24 protein-coding genes are annotated in these 24331 nt (G+C 70.8%); 16 read left to right on the top strand and 8 right to left on the bottom strand.

From position 1 onward, the window contains the following. Positions 1 to 110 precede the first annotated feature (110 nt). Both AB0D74_RS24920 and AB0D74_RS24915 read left to right on the top strand, forming a co-directional pair. Positions 111 to 461, top strand: a complete 351-nt coding sequence (locus tag AB0D74_RS24920; RefSeq protein ID WP_362590953.1) for a helix-turn-helix domain-containing protein — start codon at positions 111 to 113, stop codon at positions 459 to 461. A 197-nt stretch (positions 462 to 658) separates the two neighbouring features. Further along, positions 659 to 2347, top strand: coding sequence for a protein kinase (locus tag AB0D74_RS24915; RefSeq protein ID WP_362590950.1), 1689 nt, complete (start codon positions 659 to 661; stop codon positions 2345 to 2347). 28 nt (positions 2348 to 2375) lie between these two features. Here the strand turns inward: AB0D74_RS24915 and AB0D74_RS24910 are convergent, their stop codons facing one another. Continuing rightward, entirely contained in the window at positions 2376 to 2642 is a 267-nt protein-coding gene (locus tag AB0D74_RS24910; protein ID WP_362590947.1) for a PLD nuclease N-terminal domain-containing protein, read from the bottom strand. A 78-nt stretch (positions 2643 to 2720) separates the two neighbouring features. On the opposite strand from AB0D74_RS24910, the gene AB0D74_RS24905 reads away from it, so the two are divergent. From AB0D74_RS24905 to AB0D74_RS24870, 8 genes are all read left to right on the top strand, one after another. Further along, complete coding sequence (locus AB0D74_RS24905) at positions 2721 to 4172, top strand: menaquinone biosynthesis decarboxylase (protein WP_362590945.1); 1452 nt, start codon at positions 2721 to 2723, stop codon at positions 4170 to 4172. Next, positions 4169 to 5071 (top strand): menaquinone biosynthesis prenyltransferase MqnP, encoded by a 903-nt coding sequence (mqnP, locus tag AB0D74_RS24900; protein WP_362590943.1) that lies wholly within the window; start codon positions 4169 to 4171, stop codon positions 5069 to 5071. Before AB0D74_RS24905 ends, mqnP begins: the two co-directional genes overlap by 4 nt. 246 nt (positions 5072 to 5317) lie before the next feature. After that, complete coding sequence (locus AB0D74_RS24895) at positions 5318 to 5962, top strand: UbiX family flavin prenyltransferase (RefSeq protein ID WP_362590940.1); 645 nt, start codon at positions 5318 to 5320, stop codon at positions 5960 to 5962. A 92-nt stretch (positions 5963 to 6054) separates the two neighbouring features. Further along, positions 6055 to 6510: an Lrp/AsnC family transcriptional regulator gene (locus AB0D74_RS24890; RefSeq protein ID WP_073901832.1), complete on the top strand. Its 456-nt coding sequence runs from the start codon at positions 6055 to 6057 to the stop codon at positions 6508 to 6510. Positions 6511 to 6552: 42 nt separating this feature from the next. Beyond that, positions 6553 to 7716, top strand: coding sequence for an aminofutalosine synthase MqnE (gene mqnE, locus AB0D74_RS24885; RefSeq protein WP_362590936.1), 1164 nt, complete (start codon positions 6553 to 6555; stop codon positions 7714 to 7716). Between the two features lie 227 nt (positions 7717 to 7943). Further along, positions 7944 to 8468 (top strand): GNAT family N-acetyltransferase, encoded by a 525-nt coding sequence (locus tag AB0D74_RS24880; protein ID WP_362590933.1) that lies wholly within the window; start codon positions 7944 to 7946, stop codon positions 8466 to 8468. 95 nt (positions 8469 to 8563) lie between these two features. Beyond that, on the top strand, positions 8564 to 8863 hold the full coding sequence (locus AB0D74_RS24875) for a DUF4229 domain-containing protein (RefSeq protein ID WP_362590930.1): 300 nt from the start codon (positions 8564 to 8566) through the stop codon (positions 8861 to 8863). A 39-nt stretch (positions 8864 to 8902) separates the two neighbouring features. Next, entirely contained in the window at positions 8903 to 9541 is a 639-nt protein-coding gene (locus tag AB0D74_RS24870; protein WP_362590928.1) for a TetR/AcrR family transcriptional regulator, read from the top strand. A gap of 13 nt (positions 9542 to 9554) precedes the next feature. Here AB0D74_RS24870 and AB0D74_RS24865 read toward each other — a convergent pair whose 3' ends face one another. Further along, on the bottom strand, positions 9555 to 10847 hold the full coding sequence (locus AB0D74_RS24865) for a DUF6716 putative glycosyltransferase (RefSeq protein ID WP_362590925.1): 1293 nt from the start codon (positions 10845 to 10847) through the stop codon (positions 9555 to 9557). Positions 10848 to 11060: 213 nt separating this feature from the next. Further along, a complete protein-coding gene (locus AB0D74_RS24860) occupies positions 11061 to 11903 on the bottom strand; it encodes a MaoC/PaaZ C-terminal domain-containing protein (protein ID WP_362590923.1) in 843 nt (280 codons plus the stop codon). A 487-nt stretch (positions 11904 to 12390) separates the two neighbouring features. Between AB0D74_RS24860 and AB0D74_RS24855 the strand changes: the two genes are divergently transcribed. Beyond that, positions 12391 to 14295, top strand: coding sequence for an AMP-dependent synthetase/ligase (locus AB0D74_RS24855; RefSeq protein WP_362591205.1), 1905 nt, complete (start codon positions 12391 to 12393; stop codon positions 14293 to 14295). Positions 14296 to 14430: 135 nt separating this feature from the next. After that, positions 14431 to 15639 (top strand): cytochrome P450, encoded by a 1209-nt coding sequence (locus AB0D74_RS24850; RefSeq protein WP_362590919.1) that lies wholly within the window; start codon positions 14431 to 14433, stop codon positions 15637 to 15639. 168 nt (positions 15640 to 15807) lie between these two features. On the opposite strand, the gene AB0D74_RS24845 is transcribed toward AB0D74_RS24850, so the two are convergent. The 3 genes from AB0D74_RS24845 to AB0D74_RS24835 form a co-directional block, all read right to left on the bottom strand. Beyond that, positions 15808 to 16926: an NAD(P)/FAD-dependent oxidoreductase gene (locus tag AB0D74_RS24845; RefSeq protein WP_362590916.1), complete on the bottom strand. Its 1119-nt coding sequence runs from the start codon at positions 16924 to 16926 to the stop codon at positions 15808 to 15810. Between the two features lie 244 nt (positions 16927 to 17170). Beyond that, positions 17171 to 17809 carry a class I SAM-dependent methyltransferase gene (locus tag AB0D74_RS24840; RefSeq protein ID WP_362590913.1) on the bottom strand — a complete coding sequence of 213 codons (639 nt, stop codon included), beginning with the start codon at positions 17807 to 17809 and terminating at the stop codon, positions 17171 to 17173. 10 nt (positions 17810 to 17819) lie between these two features. Then, entirely contained in the window at positions 17820 to 18254 is a 435-nt protein-coding gene (locus tag AB0D74_RS24835; protein ID WP_362590910.1) for an ATP-binding protein, read from the bottom strand. A 133-nt stretch (positions 18255 to 18387) separates the two neighbouring features. Here AB0D74_RS24835 and AB0D74_RS24830 point away from each other — a divergent pair, with 133 nt between their 5' ends. From AB0D74_RS24830 to AB0D74_RS24820, 3 genes are read left to right on the top strand one after another with little or no spacing between them, the layout of a single operon-like run. Continuing rightward, positions 18388 to 19254, top strand: a complete 867-nt coding sequence (locus AB0D74_RS24830; protein ID WP_362590907.1) for a helix-turn-helix transcriptional regulator — start codon at positions 18388 to 18390, stop codon at positions 19252 to 19254. Further along, complete coding sequence (locus AB0D74_RS24825; RefSeq protein WP_362590904.1) at positions 19251 to 19496, top strand: DUF397 domain-containing protein; 246 nt, start codon at positions 19251 to 19253, stop codon at positions 19494 to 19496. The genes AB0D74_RS24830 and AB0D74_RS24825 overlap by 4 nt, the downstream gene beginning before the upstream one ends. A 12-nt stretch (positions 19497 to 19508) precedes the next feature. Beyond that, entirely contained in the window at positions 19509 to 22619 is a 3111-nt protein-coding gene (locus tag AB0D74_RS24820; protein ID WP_362590901.1) for an NACHT domain-containing protein, read from the top strand. An 8-nt stretch (positions 22620 to 22627) separates the two neighbouring features. Here the strand turns inward: AB0D74_RS24820 and AB0D74_RS24815 are convergent, their stop codons facing one another. Continuing rightward, entirely contained in the window at positions 22628 to 22942 is a 315-nt protein-coding gene (locus AB0D74_RS24815) for an AzlD domain-containing protein (protein ID WP_362590898.1), read from the bottom strand. After that, positions 22939 to 23634: an AzlC family ABC transporter permease gene (locus tag AB0D74_RS24810; protein WP_362590896.1), complete on the bottom strand. Its 696-nt coding sequence runs from the start codon at positions 23632 to 23634 to the stop codon at positions 22939 to 22941. Before AB0D74_RS24810 ends, AB0D74_RS24815 begins: the two co-directional genes overlap by 4 nt. A 72-nt stretch (positions 23635 to 23706) precedes the next feature. Between AB0D74_RS24810 and AB0D74_RS24805 the strand changes: the two genes are divergently transcribed. Further along, positions 23707 to 24279, top strand: coding sequence for an XRE family transcriptional regulator (locus AB0D74_RS24805; RefSeq protein ID WP_362590893.1), 573 nt, complete (start codon positions 23707 to 23709; stop codon positions 24277 to 24279). Positions 24280 to 24331 lie beyond the last annotated feature (52 nt).

Here is a 24331-nt window from a genome sequence, read left to right as displayed (position 1 = left end):
CGGGCCCAGGGCAGAGCCGTGGGGGCTGAGGATTCGTACTCAGCTATAGATAACACAGGTGCTTACTTTTTTTCACCCCCTTCCTTTCCGTGGGGCTGTACCCTGATCCCATGGCGGTGGAGCAGGCCCATGACCCGGAAGCGTGCAAAGGTGTCGATGCCGGCATCACGCGCGTCTTCCAAGTGCTCGGCAAGCGCTGGAACGGCCCGATCCTGTCCGTCCTGATGGATCAGCCCACGCACTTCGCCAGCCTGCGCCGCGCCATCCCCGGCATCAGCGAACGCATGCTCTCCGACCGGCTCGCCGAACTCGCCACGGCCGGACTCGTGGTCCGCGAGGTCGACGAGGGCCCACCCCTGCGCGTCTCGTACCGGCTCACCGCCCAGGGAGCGGCACTGGAGCCGTCACTGAAGGCCCTGGGCGAGTGGGCACGAGAACACCTTCCCGACTCACCCTGCTGAGGGCCCTGTTCCGTCGTCGTCCCCGCCGCGGAGACCCGGCCCCGCCCGGCCCCCGCTCGTCGGTCACTCGTCCGTCACTTGTCCGCAAGGGCAGACCCGGGGGCAACTTGCCCTGGGGGAGCCGGAATCGGCCAACCGCCGGAGCCGGTGGTCCTATGCTGACCGGGTCTTCGGGAGTCAGCGGTGCGGGAGGGGTCGTGGCAGCTCTGGAGCCCGGCGATCCGCGTTCCGTCGGGGACTACCAGCTGTTGAGGCGGCTCGGCGCGGGCGGGATGGGGCGGGTCTTCCTCGGCCGTTCCCCGGGCGGCCGGGCCGTCGCCGTGAAAGTGGTCCATGCCGAACTGGTCGCGGGGCAGCCCGAGTTCAGATCACGGTTCCGGCGTGAGGTGGAGGCCGCCCGCAAGGTGAGCGGTGCCTTCACCGCACCCGTGGTGGACGCCGATCCGGACGCCCCGCTGCCCTGGCTGGTCACCAGCTACATCGCCGGGCCCTCGCTCCAGGACGCGGTCGCCGAACGCGGACCGCTGCCCGCCGCGACCGTGCTCGAACTCGCCGCCGGGCTCGCGGAGGCGCTCACCTCGATCCACGCGGCGCAGCTGGTGCACCGCGATCTCAAGCCGTCGAACGTGCTGCTCGCCGAGGACGGGCCGCGGGTCATCGACTTCGGCATCGCCCGCAGCGTCGAGTCGGTCACGATCACGCGGGCCGGGCTCATGGTCGGCTCGCCCGGTTTCATGTCGCCGGAGCAGGTGGCGGGCGGGGAGGTGACCGGCGCGAGCGACGTGTTCGCGCTGGGCGCGGTCCTCACGTACGCGGCGACGGGCGGCAACCCCTTCGGCAACGGGCCGACCCCGGCGCTGCTGTACCGGGTCGTGCACGACGAACCCGACATCACCGCCGTCGGCGACCCGGCGCTCGCCGCCCTCATCGCGGACTGCCTGGCGAAGGACCCGGCCCACCGTCCCACGCCGCGGGAGATCCTGACGAGGATCGGCCCGGCCGCAGGCGCCACGGCGTTCCTCGCCCGGCCTGCCGCGGACCCCCGGACCGCGCTCACGGGCGGCTCCGCCCCGGCACCCGCCGCCACCCGCCCCCTCACCCGTGCCGCCCCGGCACCCGCCGCCGCTCCGGGCGGCGGGGTGGGCCGCCGCGCGCTGCTCGTCTCCGGGGGAGTTCTCGCGGTCGCCGCGCTCGGGGCCGTACCGGTCGCGCACGTCCTCAACCGGGCCGGGAACAAGAAGGCCGCACAGCACTCCGCCGGTACCGGTGCCGTCTCCGTGCCCTCGCCGCTCGCCGCGTGGCCGCTGGAGGAGACCTCCGGGACGGTCGCCGCCGACGACACCGGCCGTTACGACGGCACCGCGACCGCGGTCGGCTGGGGCAGGGGCAAGGACGGAGCCGCGCTCTTCGACGGCGGCTCCAGCCAGATCGTCACCCGTGGGTCCGTGCTCAGAACCGGCAGGGGCCGCGGCTTCACCGTCTCGGCCTGGGTGTGCCTGACCCGGCAGCCGGCGTCCTTCGCCACGGCCGTCGCCCAGGACGCGGGCGTCGTCAGCGGCTTCTACCTCCAGTACTCGCCCGCCGAGAACCGCTGGGCCTTCGCCCGCCCCGGCCTGCGCGCCCTCTCGTACAGCGTCCCCGAGCCCGGGACCTGGGCCCACCTGGTCGGCGTCTACGAGGGCCTGCGCAACCAGCTCGTCCTCTACGTCGGCGGCACCCAGGAGGCCGGCATCAACGACACCAACCCCACCGCCGCCGAAGGCCCCCTCACCATCGGCCGCGCCACCGGCCCCACCGGCCCCACCGACTGGTTCCCCGGCTCCATCAAACAGGTCCAGGTATTCCAACGCGCCCTGACGGCGGCGCAGGTGAAGGCACTTCTCTAGGATTCCGGCCGGCACCCCGGTCCCGGGGTCACTCGGTGCGTGGGTCGTCCGGTTTCAGGGACTTCAGGAACTCCGGGTTGTCGTCCGGGGCGACCCAGTGCTCGCGTGGCCGGCGGGTCTTGCCGGCTGCCAGCCAGGCCACCGGGCCGACCAGGACCTCGCCGAAGAGCAGGATGATGAAGACCCACGCCAGCTTCGGCAGGGCGCGGACCTCGTCCTCGGGGGTGTTCAGGCAGTCCACGAAGGCGTAGATCCACAGGGCGAGGACCAGCAAGTAGGGCAGATACCTGAGCATGGCGGCCAGACTAGCGGCCGACGCGTATGCAGGGGGCGGTGACCGGGGCCCGACACCGGGTGGCCGATACTGGGACACATGGCTTACGACGATCTTCGCTCCCTGCTCCGGGCACTGGAGCGCGAGGGAGACCTCAAGCGTGTCAAGGCCGAGGTCGACCCGTATCTGGAGGTCGGGGAGATCGTCGACCGGGTGCAGAAGGCCGGCGGACCGGCGCTGCTCTTCGAGAACGTGAAGGGGTCGAGCATGCCCCTCGCGATGAACGTGTTCGGCACCGACCGGCGCCTCCTGAAGGCCCTGGACCTGAAGTCGTACGGCGAGATCTCCGAGAAGATCGGCGGGCTGCTCCGCCCCGAGCTGCCGCACGGCTTCGTCGGCGTGCGCGAGGCGTTCGGGAAGCTCGGCGCGATGGCGCACGTACCGCCGAAGAAGGTCAAGGAGGCACCGGTGCAGGAGGTGGTCCTCACCGGCGACGACGTCGACCTCGACCAGCTCCCGGCGCTCTTCACCTGGCCGCAGGACGGCGGCTCCTTCTTCAACCTGGGGCTGACCCACACCAAGGACCCCGAGACCGGCATCCGGAATCTGGGCCTCTACCGGCTCCAGCGCCACGACAGGCGCACCATCGGCATGCACTGGCAGATCCACAAGGACAGCCGCAACCACTACCAGGTGGCGGCCCGGAAGGGGGAGCGGCTCCCGGTCGCGATCGCCTTCGGCTGCCCGCCCGCCGTCACCTACGCCTCCACCGCCCCGCTCCCCGGCGACATCGACGAGTACCTCTTCGCCGGGTTCATCGCCGGCCGGCGGATCGAGATGGTCGACTGCAAGACCGTCCCGCTCCAGGTCCCGGCCAACGCCGAAGTCGTCCTGGAGGGCTGGCTGGAGCCGGGCGAGATGCTGCCCGAGGGCCCGTTCGGCGACCACACCGGCTTCTACACCCCGCAGGAGCCGTTCCCGGCGCTGACCATCGACTGCGTGACGATGCGGAAGCGTCCGCTGCTCCAGTCGATCGTCGTCGGCCGCCCCCCGACCGAGGACGGCCCGCTGGGCCGCGCCACCGAGCGCTTCTTCCTCCCCCTCCTGAAGATCATCGTCCCGGACATCGTGGACTACCACCTGCCCGAGTCCGGCGGCTTCCACAACTGTGCGATCGTCTCGATCGACAAGAAGTACCCGAAGCACGCGCAGAAGGTCATGCACGCGATCTGGGGGGCGCACATGATGTCGCTCACCAAGCTGATCGTGGTCGTCGACTCCGACTGCGACGTCCACGACCTGCACGAGGTCTCCTGGCGGGCGCTCGGCAACACCGACTACGCCCGTGACCTGAGCATCGTCGAAGGCCCGGTCGACCACCTCGACCACGCCTCCTACCAGCAGTTCTGGGGCGGCAAGGCGGGCATCGACGCGACGAAGAAGTGGCCCGAGGAGGGTTACACCCGGGACGGGGGCTGGCCGGACATGGTCCTGTCGGACCCGGATACGGCGGCGAAGGTCGACCGCCGCTGGAAGGAGTACGGCCTGTGAGCTCCGCCTCCGCAGCCCTCCCGCAGCCGGGACGGACGAAAGCCTTCCTGCGCCTGGTGATGATCGAGCACTCGGTCTTCGCGCTGCCCTTCGCGTACATCGCCGCGCTGACCGCGATGTTCGAGCTGGACCGGAACATCCACTGGGGCCGGCTGCTCCTTGTCACGATCTGCATGGTCGGCCTGCGCACCTTCGCCATGGCCGTCAACCGGATCATCGACCGCGAGATCGACGCCCGGAACCCGCGCACCGCCCACCGCGAGCTGGTCACCGGCGCGATGAGCGTGAAGCACGCCTGGACCGGCGCGCTGATCGCGGTGGCGGTCTTCCTCGGCTCGGCGGCCCTGCTCAACCCGCTGTGCCTGGCCCTCGCGCCGGTCGCCGTGATCCCGATGGTGGTCTACCCCTACGGCAAGCGGTTCACGAACTTCCCGCAGGCCATCCTCGGTCTCGCCCAGGCCATGGGCCCGATCGGCGGCTGGCTGGCGATCACCGGCGAGTGGTCCTGGGACGCGGTGATCCTCGGCCTCGCCGTCGGCATCTGGATCGGCGGCTTCGACCTGATCTACGCCTGCCAGGACGTCGACACCGACCGCGAGATCGGCGTCATGTCGGTCCCGGCCCGCTTCGGCATCCCGGCGGCGATCTGGGGGGCGCGGGTCTGCCACGCGATCGTCACGGCCCTGTTCGTCTGGTACGCGATCGCCACCGACGCCGGTGCCTTCTTCTGGCTGGGGCTGGTGATCGTGGCGGGCGCGTTCCTGTACGAGCACACCATCGTCCGCCCGCACGACCTCTCCCGCCTCAACCGCGCGTTCTTCTCGACGAACGGTTTCATCGGCATCAGCCTCTTCGTGTGCGCCCTGATCGACCTGCTGCTGCGAGGGCTCGCCGTCTAGCCCGTCCGAGTGGCGGCGGGGGGCGGCGGTCCGACGGCCGGTCCCGCCGATCTCGGGGTCCGTCACCGGTCATGTCGTCGGATCGTCCCCGCCACGGCAGGGACGATTCGAGGGCGACGGCGATGAATCCGTTCACGGTCACGTGGTCGCCGTTTGTCCGGGGACGGTCCCAGGCTGCCGCCCCGTCCTGAACACGATGGGGCGCGCCGGTACGCTCGTGGTGTGAACGCAGGAGAAACGCAGCGCGTGCCTTGGATCGTGGGGGTGTCCGGGGCGTCCGGAACGCCGTATGCCGCTGCTGTGCTGCGTGCCCTGCTGGACGCGGGGGAGAGCGTCGACCTGGTGGTCAGCCGGGCCTCGCGGCTCACCCTGCTGGACGAGACCGGGATCTCCTTCCGGGACGCGCACTGGCAGGACGACCTGGGGGAATGGCTGGCACGGGGGGCCGACGGCAAGCCGGGGACCTTCGCGGTGGACCTCGCCCGCGTGCGGTACTGGAGCGCCGGGGACCTGGCCGCGGGGCCGTCCTCCGGGTCGTACCCGGCGAAGGGCATGCTGATCGTGCCGGCGTCCACCGCCGCCGTCGCCGGGGTCGCCCTCGGCCTCTCCAAGGACCTGCTCCAGCGGGCGGCCAGCGTCACCCTCAAGGAGCGCCGGCCGCTGGTCGTCGCGGTCCGCGAGACCCCGCTGAACGGCCAGACCCTGCGCCACCTGGTCACCCTGGACGACCTCGGGGCGGTCGTCGTCCCCACCTCACCGGCCTTCTACGCGGGCGCGACCCACATCCAGGACCTGGTCGACTTCGTCGCCGGGCGGGTGCTGGACGCGGCGGGCGTCGGACACCGGCTCTACCGCCGCTGGACGGGGGACCTCGGCGGCGGAAGCAAGTAGCACCACCCGCGCACCACCTCCGCACCACCTCCGCACCACCTCTGCACCACCTCTCATCTACTTCGGGAACTTCAGCGGAAGGCTTCGATCGCATGGACGCCGTGGACAGGCAGCTCATCCAGGCCCTGAGGGAGAACGGCCGGGCCTCGTACGCTGAGCTGGGCCGCCTCGTCGGACTGTCGGGACCCAGCGTCACCGACCGCATCAACCGGCTGGAGGCGGCCGGGGTCATCACCGGCTACCGCGCCACCGTCAACGCGGCCTCGCTCGGCCTCGGCGTCATCGCCCTCATCGGCATCTCCCTCTCGGACGCGGCCGACCACGAGGACGTGGCGCAGCGGCTGCGGGACCTGCCGGAGATCGAGGACTGCTGGTTCATCGCCGGCGACGACTCCTTCATGCTCAAGGTGCGCTCCACCGACGTGGACGGCCTGGAGAAGACCATCCGGCGACTGTCCGGCACGAAGGGCGTCTCCCGGACCCGTACCACGATCGTGCTGTCCACGAAGTGGGAGAACCGGGTCGGGGAACTGCCCGAAGAGGTCTAGTCGTACGGTGGGGTGGTCGTGGTCGTGAGGAAAGGTGTGGGCATGGACGTCGGGCTCAAGCGTGAGCTGGAGGAGAAGGTCAGGGCCGGTGAGCGGCTGACCCGTGAGGACGGCATCGCGCTGTACGAGTCGGACGACCTGGCCTGGCTGGGCGGCCTCGCCCACGAGGTGCGGACGCGGAAGAACGGCGACGTCGTCCACTTCAACGTCAACCGCCACCTCAACATGACGAACGTGTGCACCGCGTCCTGCGCGTACTGCTCGTTCCAGCGCAAGCCGGGCGAGAAGGACGCGTACACGATGCGCATCGAGGAGGCGGTGAAGCTCGCCAAGGCGATGGAGGGCGAGAACCTCACCGAGCTGCACATCGTCAACGGCCTGCACCCGAACCTGCCGTGGCGTTACTACCCGCGGTCGCTGCGCGAACTGAAGGCGGCCCTCCCGGACGTCTCCCTGAAGGCCTTCACGGCGACGGAGATCCACCACTTCGAGACGATCTCCGGGCTCTCCGCCTCCGAGATCCTCGACGAGCTGATCGACGCGGGCCTGGAGTCCCTCACCGGCGGCGGCGCGGAGATCTTCGACTGGGAGGTCCGCCAGCACATCGTGGACCACCGCACCCACTGGGAGGACTGGTCCCGGATCCACCGCCTGGCGCACGAGAAGGGCCTCAAGACGCCCTGCACGATGCTCTACGGCCACATCGAGGAGCCGAAGCACCGGGTGGACCACGTCCTGCGTCTGCGCGAGCTCCAGGACGAGACCAACGGCTTCCAGGTCTTCATCCCGCTGCGCTACCAGCACGACTTCGTGGACGTGAAGGACGGCAAGGTCCGCAACCGGCTCCAGGCCAGGACGCAGATGGCGACCGGCGCGGAGGCCCTGAAGACCTTCGCGGTCTCGCGCCTGCTCTTCGACAACGTCCCGCACGTGAAGGTCTTCTGGGTCATGCACGGCGTGCAGACGGCGCAGCTGGCGCTCCAGCACGGGGCCGACGACATGGACGGCTCGGTCGTCGAGTACAAGATCACTCACGACGCGGACAACTACGGCACGCCGAACAAGCTGACCCGCGAGGACCTGCTGGACCTCATCCGCGACGCGGGCTTCCGCCCGGTGGAGCGCAACACCCGCTACGAGATCATCCGCGAGTACGACGGGCCGGACCCGGCGCGCAGGGAGTCCCCGCAGCCGATGCGGGTGTGAGGCGACGGCCGACGGTGCGTTGTCGGGTGCGGGTGCGTGGGGGCTGATCGCGCAGTTCCCCGCGCCCCTAAAAGCCAAAAGCAGGGGCCGCTGCGCAGTGCGCGGCTGTTTTTAGGGGCGCGGGGAACTGCGCGACAAGCCACGGCGCACCCGCACCCGTGTGGCGACCGCAGCCCCACGGCGAATTGGCGCTACCCACCCCCCGCCGTAATGGATACGATCCCGCCATGCCCCTTACCTTCACCCTCGACCCCGCGGTCACCCCCACCCTCCGCGACGGTGTCCTCAGCCTGTGGACGGACGTGTCCAACGCCGGTGGAGCCGTCGGGTTCGTCGCGCCGGTCACCGCGGAGGAGATCCGCCCGGAACTGGTCCGGCACCTCGTCGCCATGGCCGAGGGCCGCCACCGGCTCCTCGTCGGGCACGACGAGGCCGGCGAGGTCGCCGCCACCGCCTTCTTCTCCTTCAACACGCACCGGCTGATGACGCACTGGGTGTGGCTGTACACGGTGATGGTGCACCCGAAGCACCAGGGCCAGGGCTACGGCCGCGACCTCCTCGCCGCCGCAGCCGACACCGCCCGCGGCTTCGACGGCATCGACGCGATACGGCTCAGCTGCCGCGGCGGCCTCGGCCTGGAGAACTTCTACGGCTCCTGCGGCTACAAGGAGGTCGGCCGGGTCCCGGCCGCGGTCCGCGTCGCCCCCGGCGACGACCGCGACGACATCACCATGCTGCTCCCGCTGACCTGAACCGCCCCGGCCCGACCCGACCCCGGTGAAAGATCGGCCCCACGGCGTGCTTCACTGGACGGTGCCCCTTTTCGTCATCGGAAGACTGGATTGAGATGCTCCGCTACACGCTGATGCGCCTCGGTATCTTCGCGGGCTGCCTCCTCGTCGTCTGGGGCCTCGTCTACGCCGGCGCGTTCCCGCGTGGCTTCGGCGACTCCAACTTCCTGTGGGTCCTGCTGCTCTCCCTCGTCCTGTCGGCGCCGATCAGCTTCGTCGTGCTGCGCAAGGAGCGGGACCGGGCCTCGGTGCAGGTGGCGCAGCGGGTCGAGCGGATGCAGGCCAACATCGAGGCCAACCGCAGCCAGGAGGACGAGGCGGTCGACGCCGCGGACCAGGCCAGGACCAGCTCCTGAGCGGCTCCCGCGTCTCCGGCCCCAACTAGGCTTGGTCCCATGGGGACCGTCAAGACCAAGCGGATGCCGCGCGCGGTACGTGAGCAGCAGATGCTGGACGCCGCCGTGCGGACCTTCGGCCAGCGCGGCTACATGGCCGCGTCGATGGACGAGATCGCCGAACTCGCCGGTGTCTCCAAGCCGTTGGTGTACCTGTACCTCAACTCCAAGGACGACCTGTTCACGGCCTGCATCCGCCGTGAGGCGAGCGCCCTGACCGAGGCGGTCCGCACCGGCGTCGACCGCGAGCTGCCCGCCGACCGGCAGCTCTGGGACGGGCTCCGGGCCTTCTTCACCTATACCGCCGAGCACCCCGACGGCTGGTCGGTGCTGCACCTCCAGGCCCGCACGCACGGCGAGCGGTTCGCCTCCGAGGTCGCGGCGATGCGCGAGGAGATCGTCGCGTTCGTGACCCAGCTCATCGTCGCCGCCGCCCGCGCCGCCCACCGTGACCCCGACCTGGCGGAGAGCGAGGTCGCCGGCCTCGCCGAGGCACTGGTGGGCGCCGCCGAGTCGCTGGCCGCCTGGGCCAACGCCACCCCGGGAGTGACGGCACGCCAGGCGGCGGCGACCCTGATGAACTTCGCCTGGGCGGGGCTGGGCAACCTGATGGAGGGCCGGCCCTGGTCCCCGCCGTGACCGGCCCGGTCCGTCACACCGCCCCCCACCTCCGCAGCGCGGGCGCCAGTCGCTGGTGGCCGACGCGGTACAGCTTCTTGGCGCCTCGCCCGGCGACCCGCCGTACGGCCTTCTTCACCCGGCTTCGGCCCACGGCACCCGGCACCACGGGCAGGGGGCGGCCCGCTTCGTCGAGGCCGTTGTTGCGGAGGATGCCGGTGAGGTAGGTGCCGGCGGTCTGCGGTGTGTAGTAGGGGAGCAGCGGTCGCAGCGGGCCGGCGGCGCGCAGCGCGGCGATGCGGGTCCGGGCCGCGGCGTACGGGTCGCTCTTGCCGATGCCCTGGGCCGCCGCCCACTCCGGGTCGGGCTGCGGGAGCGCGCCCGCGTCGATGTCGTCCCAGGAGGCGAGGCAGCCCGAGTGCACGAAGTAGTGGTTGCCGTGGGCCTCGCGGACGCCGAAGTCGGTGAGGATCGCGGTGGGTATCCGCCGGTGCATCGACTCCAGGGCGGCCGTCGAACTCACCGTGACCAGCAGGTCGGTGCGGTCCAGCACGTCGGACATGTTGCCGTAGACGAGCTGGAGGTTCGCGGGCGCGGGTTCGGCGAGGGTCTCGACCAGTTCCTGGTACGGGTCGGACTCCACGTGGGTGGTCTGCTCGCCGGGCAGGCTGCGCAGCTTGACCAGTACGAGCCGCTCCGGGTACAGGCGCGCGTGGGCGGCGGTGCGCTCCAGGAGCCGGAGCCGGGACGCGCGGTCCTTGGGCACGGACGGCTGGGCCGCGAAGGTGACGGTGAACGGCCGGTCGGCGGAGGGCCGGTAGGGGGCGCCGCCGAGGAAGGGCAGGGCGCACTCGACCACCGAGCCGGGGTCGACGCCGACGCTCGCGAAGACGGAGCGGAAACGGCGGGTGTCGTGGTCGGAGTTGGCGAGCACCAGGTCCGTGCCGGCCCGGGTCATGAGGCCGTCGACCATCTTCTCGTAGACCACGCCGACGTACCCGCTGACCGTGACCGGCCGGTGCAGCCGGCCCTCCCAGGCACGCCCCAGGCTGTGCACGAGCGCCAGGACCGTGCCGCCGAGGACCGCAAGGACCACGATGTCGGCCGTCGCCAGCTCCTCGTCGTCGACCAGTGCGGCGGCGGGCACCTCACGCCGGCTGTCGGGCTCGATGCCGATCTCGGCGAGCTGCCGTTCGGTGGGCGTGGACCGGCCCCGCAGGAAGTACGCGTCCAGCGCGCAGTCGGGGGCGAGCTGCCGTGCCACCGACGCCCCCCATTTCCAACGGGTGTCAGAGTCGGCGATTACTGCGACGCGTCTGGGAGGCATGCTCAGTGCCTTTCGTGCAATGGATCATAAAAGTGAGCTGAGGTTAAGGACGCATTCTGAGCGCAGCATGGGGGGTTCCTTCACGGAGCCTTGGGCAAGCTGAGTACACCCTGTGAAAAGAGCCTCGGGCGCGGCTGTGACCTGCGGATCCGACATTTCCTGACAGGATCCGCACAGACAGGCGAAACACAATTTTTGTACAGCGTTGGCGGATCAAAGGGCAACGTGTGGGAGCACTTTGCCCTCCACGTGCACCCGGTCCCCGCTGCGCAATTGGAAACGGCCGTCCGCGGCGGCGTATTCGACCGTACCCGGCAGCAGTACCGGCGCCCGGAACTCCGCCCGCACGGCGGCCTCCGTCGGCACCCCGTGCGCGGCCAGGCAGCGGGCCACGGTCCACATGCCGTGCGCGATGGCCCGGGGGAAGCCGAAGAGGCGGGCGGTGAGCGGGTGCAGGTGGATGGGGTTGCGGTCCCCGGACGCGGCCCCGTACCGCCGCCCGACGTCCCCGGCGATCCGCCACTCCTCGACCACGGGCAGCGGCGGGCGACCGGGTTCGTCCCGGACCGTCCCGCCGGAGTGCCGCGTGCGGTGCCGCGCCAGATACGTACTGCGCGACTCCCATACGACGTCCTCGCCCACCCGCACCCCGGTCACGACGGTGGCCTCGGTGCCCCGCCGGTGCGGCCTCAGCTCCTCGACGTGGACGGCGATGTCGTACGTCCCGCCGCCGGGCAGCTCGGCGTACCGCTCGATCTCGATGGAGGTGTGCACCAGCCCCAGCAGCGGCAACGGGAACTCCCGCGCGCTCATGAGCCGCATGGCCAGCGGAAACCCCAGCACATGCGGGTAGGTGACCGGCAGCCCGTCGTCCCCGGTCGCGAACCCGCACACCCGCTCGTACGCGGCGAGCTTCCCGGGATCGGCACGGACCCCGGGCAGCACGAGGCGGGTGCGGGGGAACGAGGCGTCGGAACCCGGCTTCTTGAAGGGCGACCGCAGCGCGCCGAGGACCAGCAGCGGGCCGAGAGCAGGGGCCCGGTCAAGAACGATCACAGGGGTTGCCTTTCAGTGCCGGTGACGGAAGTGCCCTGCTTCCAGGGGCGCGGGGCTGCGTTTGACATGCGGCTGCCGCCGCGTGGGCGCGACAAGCCACGACGCACCCGCAGCTCGCAACTTTGCTCATGCCCCCCATCTCGCCAGATTCCTGACTCTGGAGTAAGGTTACCGTAGGTAAGCCTATGTCACAGCTGTCAAGTACCGGGAAACGGGCCGAACGTGAAGGACCCTCACGTAACCTCCGGGATTGCACAGGCCCGGCCCCGGACAACCCCCGAAAACCCACAAGCCCGCCACAGCGGCCCCGTACGATCTCCAGCCTGAACCGCCGGTAACCCCTTCCTGAGGCCCGGTGCCGGTGAACGCCTCGGTGCGCGAGGCACGTACGTCATGCAGCAAGCAGTTCACCGCTGCACGCCCGAGGAGCCGCCCCGTGTCCACGTCGTCTTATCCGAACGCCGCCCCCGTCTCCTCCGGCGCGGCGATCCAGGCCACGGACTACGACGGGAACCCGATCCTGGTCGAGCCCCTCGTGCAGCGGCTGGACGGGGTGGTACGGGAGGCGTACGTACCGCCGTTCGCACCCTCGATGCGGCACGGCTCGCTCGCCGACCTGCCGTTCGAGAACGCGGAGGCGGAGCCCGGCGCCGTGGTGCTCAGCCGCAAGTCGGCCGAGGAGGAAGGCCGTTGGGAGCACGTGACGGCCGTTCAGTTCGCCGCCCAGGTGCAGGCGGTGGCCAAGGGCCTGATCGCCGAGGGACTGCTGCCCGGCGACCGGATCGCGATCATGGCCCGGACCACGTACGAGTGGACCCTCCTCGACTTCGGCGCCTGGGCGGCCGGCCTGGTGACCGTGCCGATCTACCCGACCTCCTCGGTCTTCCAGACCCGCTGGATCATGCACGACTCAGGTGCCGTCGCCCTGGTCACCGAGACCGCCGCGCAGGCCGCCGCGCTCGGCCCCGAGCTCGACCGGCTGCCCGACCTCAGGCACCTGTGGGTGATGGAGAAGGGGCACGTGGACCGGCTCGCGGAGGCCGGCGCACCGGTGCCGGACGCCGAGGTGGGCGTACGGCGGGGCATGCTCGGCCCGGACACCCTCGCCACCCTCATCTACACCTCGGGCACCACCGGCCGCCCCAAGGGCTGCGCCCTCTCGCACGGCAACTTCTTCGCCGAGGTCGACAACGCGATCGAGCTGCTCTACCCGATCTTCAAGGCGCGCAACGACGAGGAGGTCTCCATCCTCCTCTTCCTGCCCATGTCCCACGTCTTCGGCCGCATGGTGGCGATCGCCTGCGTCCGCGCCGGGGTCCGCCTCGGCCACGCGCCCAGCCTCAAGGCCGAGGACCTGCTGCCGGACCTCGCCGGGTTCAAGCCGACCTGCCTCCTCACCATCCCCTACATGCTGGAGAAGGTCTTCAACACCGCCCGGGCGAAGGCCGAGGCGGGCGGCCGGGTCTCCGTCTTCGACCGGGCCACCGCGGTCGCGCAGCGCTACGGCGAGGCGCTGGAGGCCAAACAGACCGGCACCGGCAGCGGGCCCGGCCGCGCCCTGAAGACCGCCCGCACCTTCTACGACCCGCTCGTCTACCGCCGTATCCGCACCGCCATGGGCGGCAGGGTCCGCCACATCATCTGCGGCGGCTCCCCGCTGGGCCGCCGCCTCGCCGCGTTCTACGCCGGGGCCGGCATCGAGATCTACGAGGGCTACGGCCTGACCGAGACCACCGCCGCCAGCACCTGCACCCCGCCCCTCAAGCCCCGCCTCGGTACGGTCGGCTGGCCGATGCCCGGCACCAAGGTCCGGATCGCCGCCGACGGCGAGATCCTGGTCGCCGGCGACCACGTCCTGCGCGGCTACTGGGACCCGGCGGCCGGCGGGGTCGTCCCGGCGACCAGGGACGGCTGGCTGGCCACCGGCGACCTCGGCGAACTCGACGACGAGGGCTACCTCACCATCACCGGCCGCAAGAAGGAGATGCTGATCACGGCCGGCGGCAAGTCGGTCGCCCCGGCCCCGCTGGAGAACTGGCTGCGCTCGCACCCCCTCATCTCCCAGGTGATGCTGATCGGCGACGGGCTGCCGTACGTCAGCGCCCTCATCACCCTCGACCGGGACGGCCTCACCCACTGGCGCCAGATGAACGGCAAGCACCCGGTGCCGCCGGAACTCCTCCTGGACGACGTCGAGCTGCGGGCCGTCCTCCAGCGCGCGGTCGACGAGGCCAACAAACTCGTCTCCCGCCCCGAGTCCATCCGCCGCTTCGAGATGCTCCCCGTCGACTTCACCGAGGAGGCCGGGCATCTGACCCCCTCGATGAAGCTGCGCCGCGAGGCGGTCATGAAGGACTTCGCGACGGAGATCGAGGGCCTGTACCCGAGGTGAGGCGACCGCCGGTCCGCGGCGTCGCCGCGCACGGTGGTTTGCGTTAGCCCACGTGGCCTCACCAGGGCGATAAGAACACCGGTCGATCCGGAACCCGTGCTTCCATCACGAAGGGAGGTTCACCATGGTCGACCGATGAAGGAGAACTACGTGCAGGCCGTCGACTGCCCCTTCGGTTTCAGCAAGGCCCTCGAGTTCGACCCGGCCCTGGCCGGTTTCATGGAGCGCGGATCCCTCGGCACCATCCGTCTGCCCTACGGCGAGTCGGACGCCTGGCTGGTCACCAGCTTCGAGTCGGTACAGGTCGTGACCACCGACCCCCGGTTCAGCCGGGCCGAGATCATCGAGCACGACTATCCGCGGATGACGGCCGAGCCGATCGTCTCCCCCGAGTCGATCAACGTCATGGACCCGCCGCACAGCAGCCGGATCCGGCACCTGGCCACCCAGGCCTTCACCCAGCAGCATGTGGAGCGCATGCGGGACCGGATCTCCCTCCTCACGGACCGGCTCCTCGACGAGATGGAGTCCGAGGGCTCGCCGGCCGACCTGGTCCGGTACCTGTCCGACACCCTTCCCCAGCACACGATCATGGACCTGCTGGGCATCGAACGCGCCGAGTGGCCCCGGATGCAGGAGCAGGTCCACCGGCTCCTGGTGCTGGGCTCGGGCAACCGCGACGTCGCCCGCGCGGCCAAGCAGGACCTGACGGCCTACTTCGGCGAACTCGTCGCCGAACGCCGCAGGAAGCCCGGCACCGACCTCGTCAGCCTGCTCGTCGAGGCCCGGGACGGCGACGACCAGCTCGACGACCGGGAACTGGCCGTCCTGCTCCTGACGCTCACGCTCAGCGGCCAGGACACGGCGACCTGCCAGATCAGCAACATCATGTACCTGCTGCTGACCCGCCCGGAGCTGGCGCGGTACGCCTACGCGCACCAGAAGGACCTGACGGACTTCCTCCACGAACTGCTCCGGTTCATCCCCTTCCGCAAGGGCGTGGGCATCCCCCGGGTGGCGCTGGAGGACGTCGAGCTGGACGGCGTGCTCATCCGCCGCGGCGACTTCGTGCACGTCTCGTACCTGACGGCCAACCGCGACCCCGGCCGCTACCAGGACGCGCACGAGATCGTGCCCGACCGTCCCGTCGCTCCCCACATGACCTTCGGCTGGGGCGGCCACCGGTGCATCGCGGTTCCCCTGGCGATGGCCGAACTGGAGGTCGCCGTGGGCCGCCTCCTGGACCGCTTCCCCGACCTCCGTCTCGCGGTGCGACCGGAGGAGGTCCGCTGGGACACCGACACCATCCGCCGGTTCCCGCTGGAGCTGCCGGTGGCCTGGTAGCAGGCACGCCGCTCCGCCCGGCGGCCGTCGCGCGGCGGTGCCTCAGAGGTCGGCGGCCAGGCGGTCCGGCCGCGGTGGCGCGACGTCGACGCCCGCCGCCGCGACGTCCTGGCCGCCGAGCGCAGAGAACGCGCCCGCATCCGCGGCGAACGCTTGCGGTCGGAACGCTCAGCTCCCGGCGAACCTGGTGATCAGGTTGTGGGGTGTGCCGTCGCCCAGGATCTCGTGGAGATCGGGGGCTTCAGCGGCGGATGCGGCGCTGCGGGGGAACATGGCCTGCTCGTATGCGGTGAGCGCGGTCTCGATGTCGTCGGGGTGCGCGGCGATGGCTTTGCCGAGTTCGGCGCCGTCGTACATGGCCAGGTTGGCGCCTTCGCCGTTCGGGCCCGTGAGGTGGGCGGCGTCGCCTATCAGGGTCACCCCCGGCGCCCGGTCCCACCGGTGCTCGACGGGCAGGGTATGGAGGGTGCGCAGGACCGGTGCGGTCTCACCGTCGGTGATCAGCGCGGTGAGCTCCGGTGCCCAGTCCTCGAACTCCCGCACGATCCGTGCGGTGGCCGCGGGGGGACTGGTGAAGTCGATGCCGGTGAACCAGTCCTGCGGCCTGGTGAGCATCACCCAGGTGTGGAAGTTCCCGTCGCGCTCCCGGTGAGCCATGATTCCCTTTCCCGGCTCAAGCACCATCGTTGCTCCGGCGCCGAGGGTCTTCGCGTTGGCCGGGTGCCGGGTGTCGCCGCCGAACAGGTAGGTCTCGACGAACGAGATGCCGATGTACTCGGGGACCGCATCGGACAGCAACGGCCGGACCCTCGACCAGGCGCCGTCCGCGCCGACCAGCAGGCTCGTGGTGACGGTGGTGCCGTCGGCGAAGGCCACCTCATGGCGGCCGTCGTCGAGAGCACGGACACCACTGACCTTGTGCCCCCATCGGACAGTGCCGGCCGGGAGCGAGTCGAGCAGCATCTGCCGCAGCTCGCCACGCAGGACCTCGGGGCTGCCACCCGTACCGTCGTCCGGCAGGTCGAAGAGGATCTTCCCGCCCCGATCCAGGACCCGCATCGCCTGACGTCCCTCCAGGACGATGCCGCGGAACTCGTCCATCAAACCGGCCGTCCGCAGAGCCAGTTGGCCGTTGTAGTCGCGGATGTCGAGCAGCCCGCCCTGCGTGCGCGCCGTCGGGGAAGGCTCCGCCTCGTAGACCGTGGACGGGATTTCGTGGACGTGCAGGACACGGGCGAGTGTGAGACCGCCGAGTCCTGCGCCGATGATCGTGACGTGAGTGCTCATAGTGGTTCCTCGCGTGTTCACGCCTGCCGGACGACCCCGGCAGGACCTCCACAGAACGTTCCAGACCCCGCCGACAAAGCGCCGACGCCTCAGCGGCAACCGTCACCGGCAGCCGACAGACCACCGACAGCACACCGACACCACGGACGCACATGTCGCAGCGGCCCACAGACGGACGCACTCACCCGGCGTCGTGAGCGATGCTTCACCGGCTGGTGACGGGCTTGTCCACCCGGTCACAGCACTAGCGCCCGGCCAGCAGGAAGGCCTGCGGGCAGACCTCTTCGAGCCCCGCGTCGGGCTGCCGCACCGTGCTGGAGTACAGCGTGAACCCGGCGTCGGCCAACAGGGCCGTCATCTGCTCCGGCCGCCGCCGCAGGAAGTCCAGGGTCACCGGATGGCCCCAGGGGTTCTCGTGCCGCCGTGCCACGTCCCCCACCTGGAACGCCAGGAGCAGTTGCCCGCCGGGCCTCAGCACCCTCGCGAACTCCCGGAACAGCGCGGGCAGCCGGTCGTCCGGCGTGTGGATGGACGAGTACCAGCACAGCACCCCGTCCAACACCCCGTCCGCCGCCTCCAGTTCCAGCATCGAGCCCTGGACGAAGCGCAGTCCGGGATTCTCGCGGCGGGCGATGGCGAGCATCGACTCCGAGAGGTCGAGACCGAAGACCGACAGGCCCAGCGCGGCCAGCCGGCCGGTCACCCGGCCGGGACCGCAGCCGAGATCGGCCACCTCGGCGCCGGGGCCCACGCGTTCGGCGAACACGTCCAACATGGCCCTCTCCACGGGCCTGCCGGCGAACTCGGAGCGGAAGCGGTCCGCGTAGTCGGAGGCGACCGCGTCGTAGAACGTACGGGTGGCGTCCAGGAAGTCGGCTGTCATGCCGCGGACCCTAACGGCCGCCACTGACACACAGCGCGAGCTCGGCCCACACCGTCTTGCCGACGTCCCGCCCGGTGACTCCCCAGGTACGGGCCAGCAGCGACACGAGCAGCAACCCGCGCCCCCCGTCCGCCTCCGGATCCGTCACGAACCGCAGTCCCCGGTCGCCCCTCGCGTCGCTCACCTCGATACGGAGGGTGTCGTCGTCGGCGAGCAGCAGCACCCGCACCTCGAAGTCCCGGCCGGGGACGCGACCGTGGGTGACGGCGTTCGCGGCCAGCTCCGCGACCAGGTGCTGGGCCGTGTGGTTCAGTTCGCCGTCGTAGGGGTGACCCCAGGCGTCCAGCGCGTTGGCCACGAGGCGGCGAGCCAGGCGTGCGCCGCGTGGGGTGGCACTCAGACGCTGGGTCAGTTCGGCGGTGGGGGTGGAGATTTCGGCGTTCACGTGACAGAGCGTGGTCGGTTCTCCGTACCCTGACCAGGGGCGATCGCGCGACTCACGGTGACCGTACGGGTGTGTCGGGTGAGGCGTACGGGTCGTCGGCCGTGACCACGAGGACGTCGAGGCGGTGGGGTGCGTGACGGACGTACAGCAGGAGCGGAGGCCGGAGACTCCGGCGGAGGCCGACGGGACGACGGGGCTCATCACAGCCCTGGGCAAGATGCTGAAGCTGCTGCGCGAGCGGGCGGGGCTCACGCAGAAGGAGTTCGGGGCGATGGTGGGGTACGGCCCCGATGCCATCTCGGCGATGGAGAGGGGGGTGCGCGTCCCGCAGCCGGACATGCTCGTGAAGGCGGACGAGTTGTTGGGGGCCGGGGGGTTGCTGGTCGCGGCGATCCCTGAGCTTAAGGAGGCGATGAAGAGGGCGCGGACGCGGCATCCAGAGTGGTACAGGGGATATGCGGTGCTGGAAGCGCAGGCCGTCTCGCTCTACGACTACAGCACGATGGGCGTCCTGGGCTTGTTGCAGACCGAGGACTACGCGCGGGCCGTGTTCACCCAACGGTACCCACCACTGGACGAGGACACGATCGAGAGGCGAGTCGCCGACAGGCTCTCCCGCCAGCACATTTTCGAGCAGTGGCCGCTGCCCGAGTTCAGCTTCATCATGGAACAGGCGGTGTTGGAGCGGCCGATCGGTGGTGTCGACGTACAGCATGCGCAGCTCCGGCAGTTGCTGCGGATCGGGCGAATGCGCAACGTGCAGATGCAGGTGATGCCTACCGAACGCCATGAACACCCCTGTCTGGACAACTCGTTCACGCTGTTGACTCCCAAAGGGAAGGAACAGGTGGGCTACATGGAGAGTCAGGGGTACCCAAAGCTCGTCACTGACCGAGAAGAGGTCCGTGTGCTCGCTGCCCGCTATGGGATCATCCGGGCGCAGGCACTGAACCCGCATGAGTCCCTGGACCTGATCGAGAAGATGCTGGAAGAACGATGACCATAGAGAAGTTGAGCTGGTTCAAGTCGAGCCACAGCAGTGGCGAGGGCGGTCAATGCCTCGAAGCCGCTTACGCCTGGCGGAAGTCGTCGTACAGCGACGGCGAGGGCGGCCAATGCCTCGAAGTCTGCACCCACCCCTCCGCAATACACATCCGCGACTCCAAGCGCAGAGCCGCCCCCCACCTGACCCTCTCCCTCTCCTCCTGGTCGGCGTTTCTGACGGGGATCGCCTCCTCGTAGGGGGCCACGGCGATGGGGGACGGGGGAGGATCGACGGTTCTGGCCCGGGTCGGCCTGGTCGCGCTCACGGTTGCGCCGCCGGGGGCACTCGCGGCGGTGTATCCGTCCGCCGTTGCGCGGCATCCCGTTCTCGCGGCCTGCGCCCTGGTCGGGTACGAGGTGCTGGTGGTCGTCACCGGGTTCGCGGGCAAGGTCTTCGGGGAGTTGCAGGGCCGCTGGGTGACGCGGGTCGCCGACGCGGTCGACCGCTGGGTGCAACGGCGGACGTCGAGGTTCGAGCAGTCGTACCGGCGTCACGTGCGCAGCACGCACCGCTTCGTCGATCTCAAGGGGCTGGCCACGCGCGGGGATTACACGCCGGGGCTGGAAGAGGTGTTCGTCGATGTGAGCGTGGCGCCGGGGCCGGTGCACACGGCGGAACGGGAGCCGCTGGCCGGTGCCGTGCCGGGGCCGGGGGCGCGGCAGTCGATCGACGCGTTCCTGGGCGGGGAACAGGGTGCGTGCCTGGCGCTGATCGGCGCACCGGGCACGGGAAAGACGACGCTGCTCAAGCACTTGGCGCTGCGGCTGGCGGGAGACTCCCACGGCCGGGTACCGGTACTCCTCTACCTGCGCGACCACGCGGAGGCGATCACGGCCGACGCCTCCCTCACGCTCCCGCAGATCATCACGGCGTCGGTGGGCGGGTTGGAGCCGCCGGAGCCGGAGGGCTGGTTCGAGGAGCAACTGCGGGACGGGCGTTGCCTGGTGCTGCTCGACGGCTTGGACGAGGTGGCCCGGGAGGAGGACCGCAGGCATGTCTCCGCGTGGGCGGAGAGACAGATCGAGCGCTACGAACGCAACGACTTCGTCCTCACCTCCCGCCCCCACGGCTACCGGACCGCCCCGCTCAACCGCGCCCGTGTCCTCCAGGTGCGCCGCTTCACCGGCGAACAGATCTCCCGCTTCCTGCACGGCTGGTACCGGACGATCGAGCGCCTGAGCACGGGCGTGCACGACGCCGGGGTGGAGACGCGGGCGGCGGCGGAGGCGGAGGACCTGATCCGACGCCTGCGGGACCGCTCGGTGTTGTACGACCTCGCGGCGAACCCGCTCCTCCTGACGATGATCGCGAACGTGCACCGTTACCGGGGCGCGCTGCCCGGCAGCCGGGCGGAGCTGTACGCGGAGATCTGCCAGGTGCTGCTGTGGCGCAGGGCCGAGGCGAAGAACGTGGCGACGGTCGCGGACGAGGTGCCGGGGGCGAAGAAGGAGGTGGTGCTGCGGGAGCTGGCGTACACGATGATGGCCGAGGGGCGTCGCGACATCGCCGCGGGGCAGGCCGCCGAGCTGCTGGAACCGGCGCTGGCCAGGGTCGCCGCGACGACCGGACCGGACGTCTTCCTCGCCTCCGTGGTGACCAGCGGACTCCTGGTGGAGCGCGAACACGGCCTGTACGCCTTCGCCCACCTCACCCTCCAGGAACACCTCGCGGCCCTGCACATCCAGCACCGCCGGCTCGTCGACGTGCTCGTCGCCGGGATCGACGCCGACTGGTGGCGGGAGACGACGCTGCTGTACGCGGCCCGTACGGATCCCGCCCCGATCGTGGAGGCGTGCCTGGCGGCGGACACCACCCGGACGCTGGCCCTGGCCTTCGACTGCGCGGAACAGGCCACCGAACTGTCCCCGGCCACCGCGGTCCGCCTCGACACCCTGCGCCGGCAACTCCTGGACGAGCCACCCGGCTCCCCGCGCCGCCGCCTGATGACCGCGGTCACCGTCGTCCGCCAACTCCGCGACACGGTACGCCTCACCGACGACGCCCGGGTCACGGTCCGGCCGGTCTCACGTGAGCTGTACGGCCTCTTCTCCGGCAAGCCCACCGGGCCGAGGCCGGCGGACCCCGCCGTGGGCATCACCCGCACCGAGGCGGTGGAACTGGTCAGCTGGATCAACGACCTCCTCCCCGAGGGCACCACCGTCCGCCTGCCCACCTACGCGGAGGTCACCGATCCGGCCTTCACCTTGACCAGCCGCTCACCCGAACACAGCGTGTGGCACGCGGCCGTGGAGTCGGGGGCCCTGCCGGAGCTGTGGGTTCCGGACGGCCTGCCCCATCCGTGGTCGGGCGGGACGAGCGTTCCCGAGGGGCTCTTCGACCTGGTCGCGGTCACAGCGACCCTGGCACGCGTCCGGGGCCTTCATGATGCCGAGTTCCCCGGCCCCGACTACGACCCCGACGCGACCATCGCCCTGACGCTCGCCCTCGCCCGCAACCTCGACCGTGCCGTCCGCCTCGGCCTGGACCATGTGGACGGTCTGTACGTCGACTTGAGAGACGTCCTCAGTGCCCCCTTCCAGCATGCCGACGGCCGTCTGCACCGTGCCGCCCGGGGCGCCGCTGACCAACTCGCGGCCGGCGCTCAGGACGGATCGGAGGTTCTCCCTGCCGTTCAGGTAATCGCTGACCTCGTTGCCGACCGGCCCACCGACCTTCCCCTTGCTCACGGCATGGCCCTCGAAATCCTGGTCGCTTCCGGCTACGTCCCCGCCCCTCCTCCCGAGGTGACCGCTCGCAGCCGGGCCTTCGCCGACGACCTCGACCGGCTCTATCCCGCTCCGCCTGCCGAGACGGACCTGCTTGAAGCAGCCTTCTCCGCCCACCGGCTTCTGCAGTGGCTCACGCTCGGTGAACCGGACCCTCCGCCGCAGAACAGAAGACGCCCGCGCGCATCCGACAGCAGCGTGGCCGACCCGCTGAGCGCGCAGACGCGTCAGCTCCTCACGGTCTACGGCGACGAGATCACCCCCACGCTCGAAGAGGCCGTCGCACACGCGTCGACTGTTTCCGACAACCGGCCGATGTACGAGGGCGGCGTGCTGCTGAGTCGGCTGGCTCGACAACTGGATTCGCTGGCCCGATCGCTGCCCGATCCCGATGCCGGAGAAGACCTCTGGCGCGTCCACCTCGCACACATGGAAGTCGCCGCGTTCACGCTGGCCGCGGTGGCCGACGACGGCGCCTTCGCCCCCGCCCTGGCCTCCCGCTGCCGCCGGGTCGCCGCCGGCCTCCAGATTCTTCGCCACCGCGCCGAAGGCAGGATCACGCCCACCGAGACCCTGATCCTGATCCGCACCTGATCACGCTCCTACCCCAGCCCCGCCGCCCGCAGCCCCGACGTCACCGCCGCCGCCCCCACGACCACCACCGCGAATGGCGCCTTCTTCCATGCGAGTACGCCGGCCACCAGCACCCCGGCCGGGCGCGCCCAGCCCGCGAAGCCGCCGTTCTCCGTGAGTGCGCCGGTCGCGAGGAGCGCGGTCAGCAGGACCACCGCTCCCGCCGACGCCAGCTCCTGGACCCGCGCCGGGATTTCCACCCGGCCGTGCAGTACCGGGCCCACCAGCCGGAAGGCGTACGTGCCGAGGGCGAGGGCCAGGATCATGACCACCGTTGCGTTCATCGTCGTACCACCACCAGGGCGCAGAGGGAGAGCAGGACCGGGACCCCGGCCGGGACGGCGGGGGTCACCGCGAGGGCGATCGCCGCGCCGAGCAGGGCTGCCCGGCGGACGCCCGTGTCCTTGCGGAGGGCGGGCAGGACCAGGGCGACCAGGACGGCGGGGAAGGCCGCGTCCAGGCCGTAGTGGGCGGTGTCGCCGAGGGTGCCGCCCGCGAGGGCGCCGGCCGCCACCCCCACGTTCCAGGCGGCGAACAGGCCGAGGCCCGAGATCCAGAACGCGGCCCGGCGGCGGGCCGGGTCCGGCTGGGCCAGGGCGAAGGCGACCGTCTCGTCGGTGACCAGGTGGGCGCCGAGCAGGCGGGTGGCCCGGCCGGGGCCGAGCAGGTCGGCGACGGCCAGGCCGAAGGCCGCCGTACGGGTGTTGAGGAGCAGGCCGGTGGCCGCGGCGGCGAGCGGGCCGCCGCCGGCGAACAGCACGGCGACCGCGCTGAACTGGGCCGAGCCCGCGTAGACGACGAGGGACATGGCGACCGGGACCCAGACCGGGAGGCCGCCGGCGACGCTGACCGCGCCGAAGGAGACGCCGACGATTCCGCCGGCCAGCCAGACGAGTGAACTGTCCCGGACCAGGGAGGCCGTCCGCCGTGGCTGCGTTGTTCGGGTTGTTCGGGTTGTTCGGTTTGGCGAACGCATGTTTTTTACAGTGAACGAGTAGGGTGGTGTTCGTCAAGGCGAACGGTCGTACCGATGGAGCGAACGAGCGAGATGTCCGAAGCAACCGGCCGGCCGGACCGGCTTCCGATGGAGTGGATCGCCGGGGCGCTGAAGCGCGAGCGGGCCCGGGTCGGGCTCTCCCTGTCCGAGCTGGCGAAACGGGCCGGCGTCGCGAAGTCCACGCTCTCCCAGCTGGAGGCCGGCGGCGGCAACCCGAGCGTGGAGACGCTGTGGTCGCTGGGCGTCGCGCTGGGCGTGCCGTTCAGCGCGCTGGTCGAGCCGCCGGTGTCCGGTGTTCAGGTGATCCGGGCGGGGGAGGGGCCCACGGTCGCGTCGGAGCGGGCCGACTTCGCCGCCACCCTGCTGTCGTCCTGCCCGCCCGGAGTCCGCCGGGACATCTACCACCTGCGGATGGAGCCGGGTGCGGCGCGGGAGTCCGAGCCGCACATTCCGGGTACGGTCGAGCATCTCGTCGTATGCGGCGGGCAGGTGAAGGCCGGGCCACGCGGAGAAACCGTCGAATTGAACCCCGGGGATTATCTGACGTATCGCGGCGATGTTCCGCATGTGTACGAGGCGTTGGCGCCCGGCACCACGTTCGTGCTGGTGATGCAGCACGTGTAAGCGGACGGAAAAGGCAGGAGCCCCGTCGCCTGACGGCGCGGGGCTCCTTGGG

It is taken from the genome of Streptomyces sp. NPDC048278, from assembly GCF_040652195.1.
GTDB lineage: Bacteria > Actinomycetota > Actinomycetes > Streptomycetales > Streptomycetaceae > Streptomyces.
This window is presented reverse-complemented; position numbering and strand designations above follow the sequence as displayed.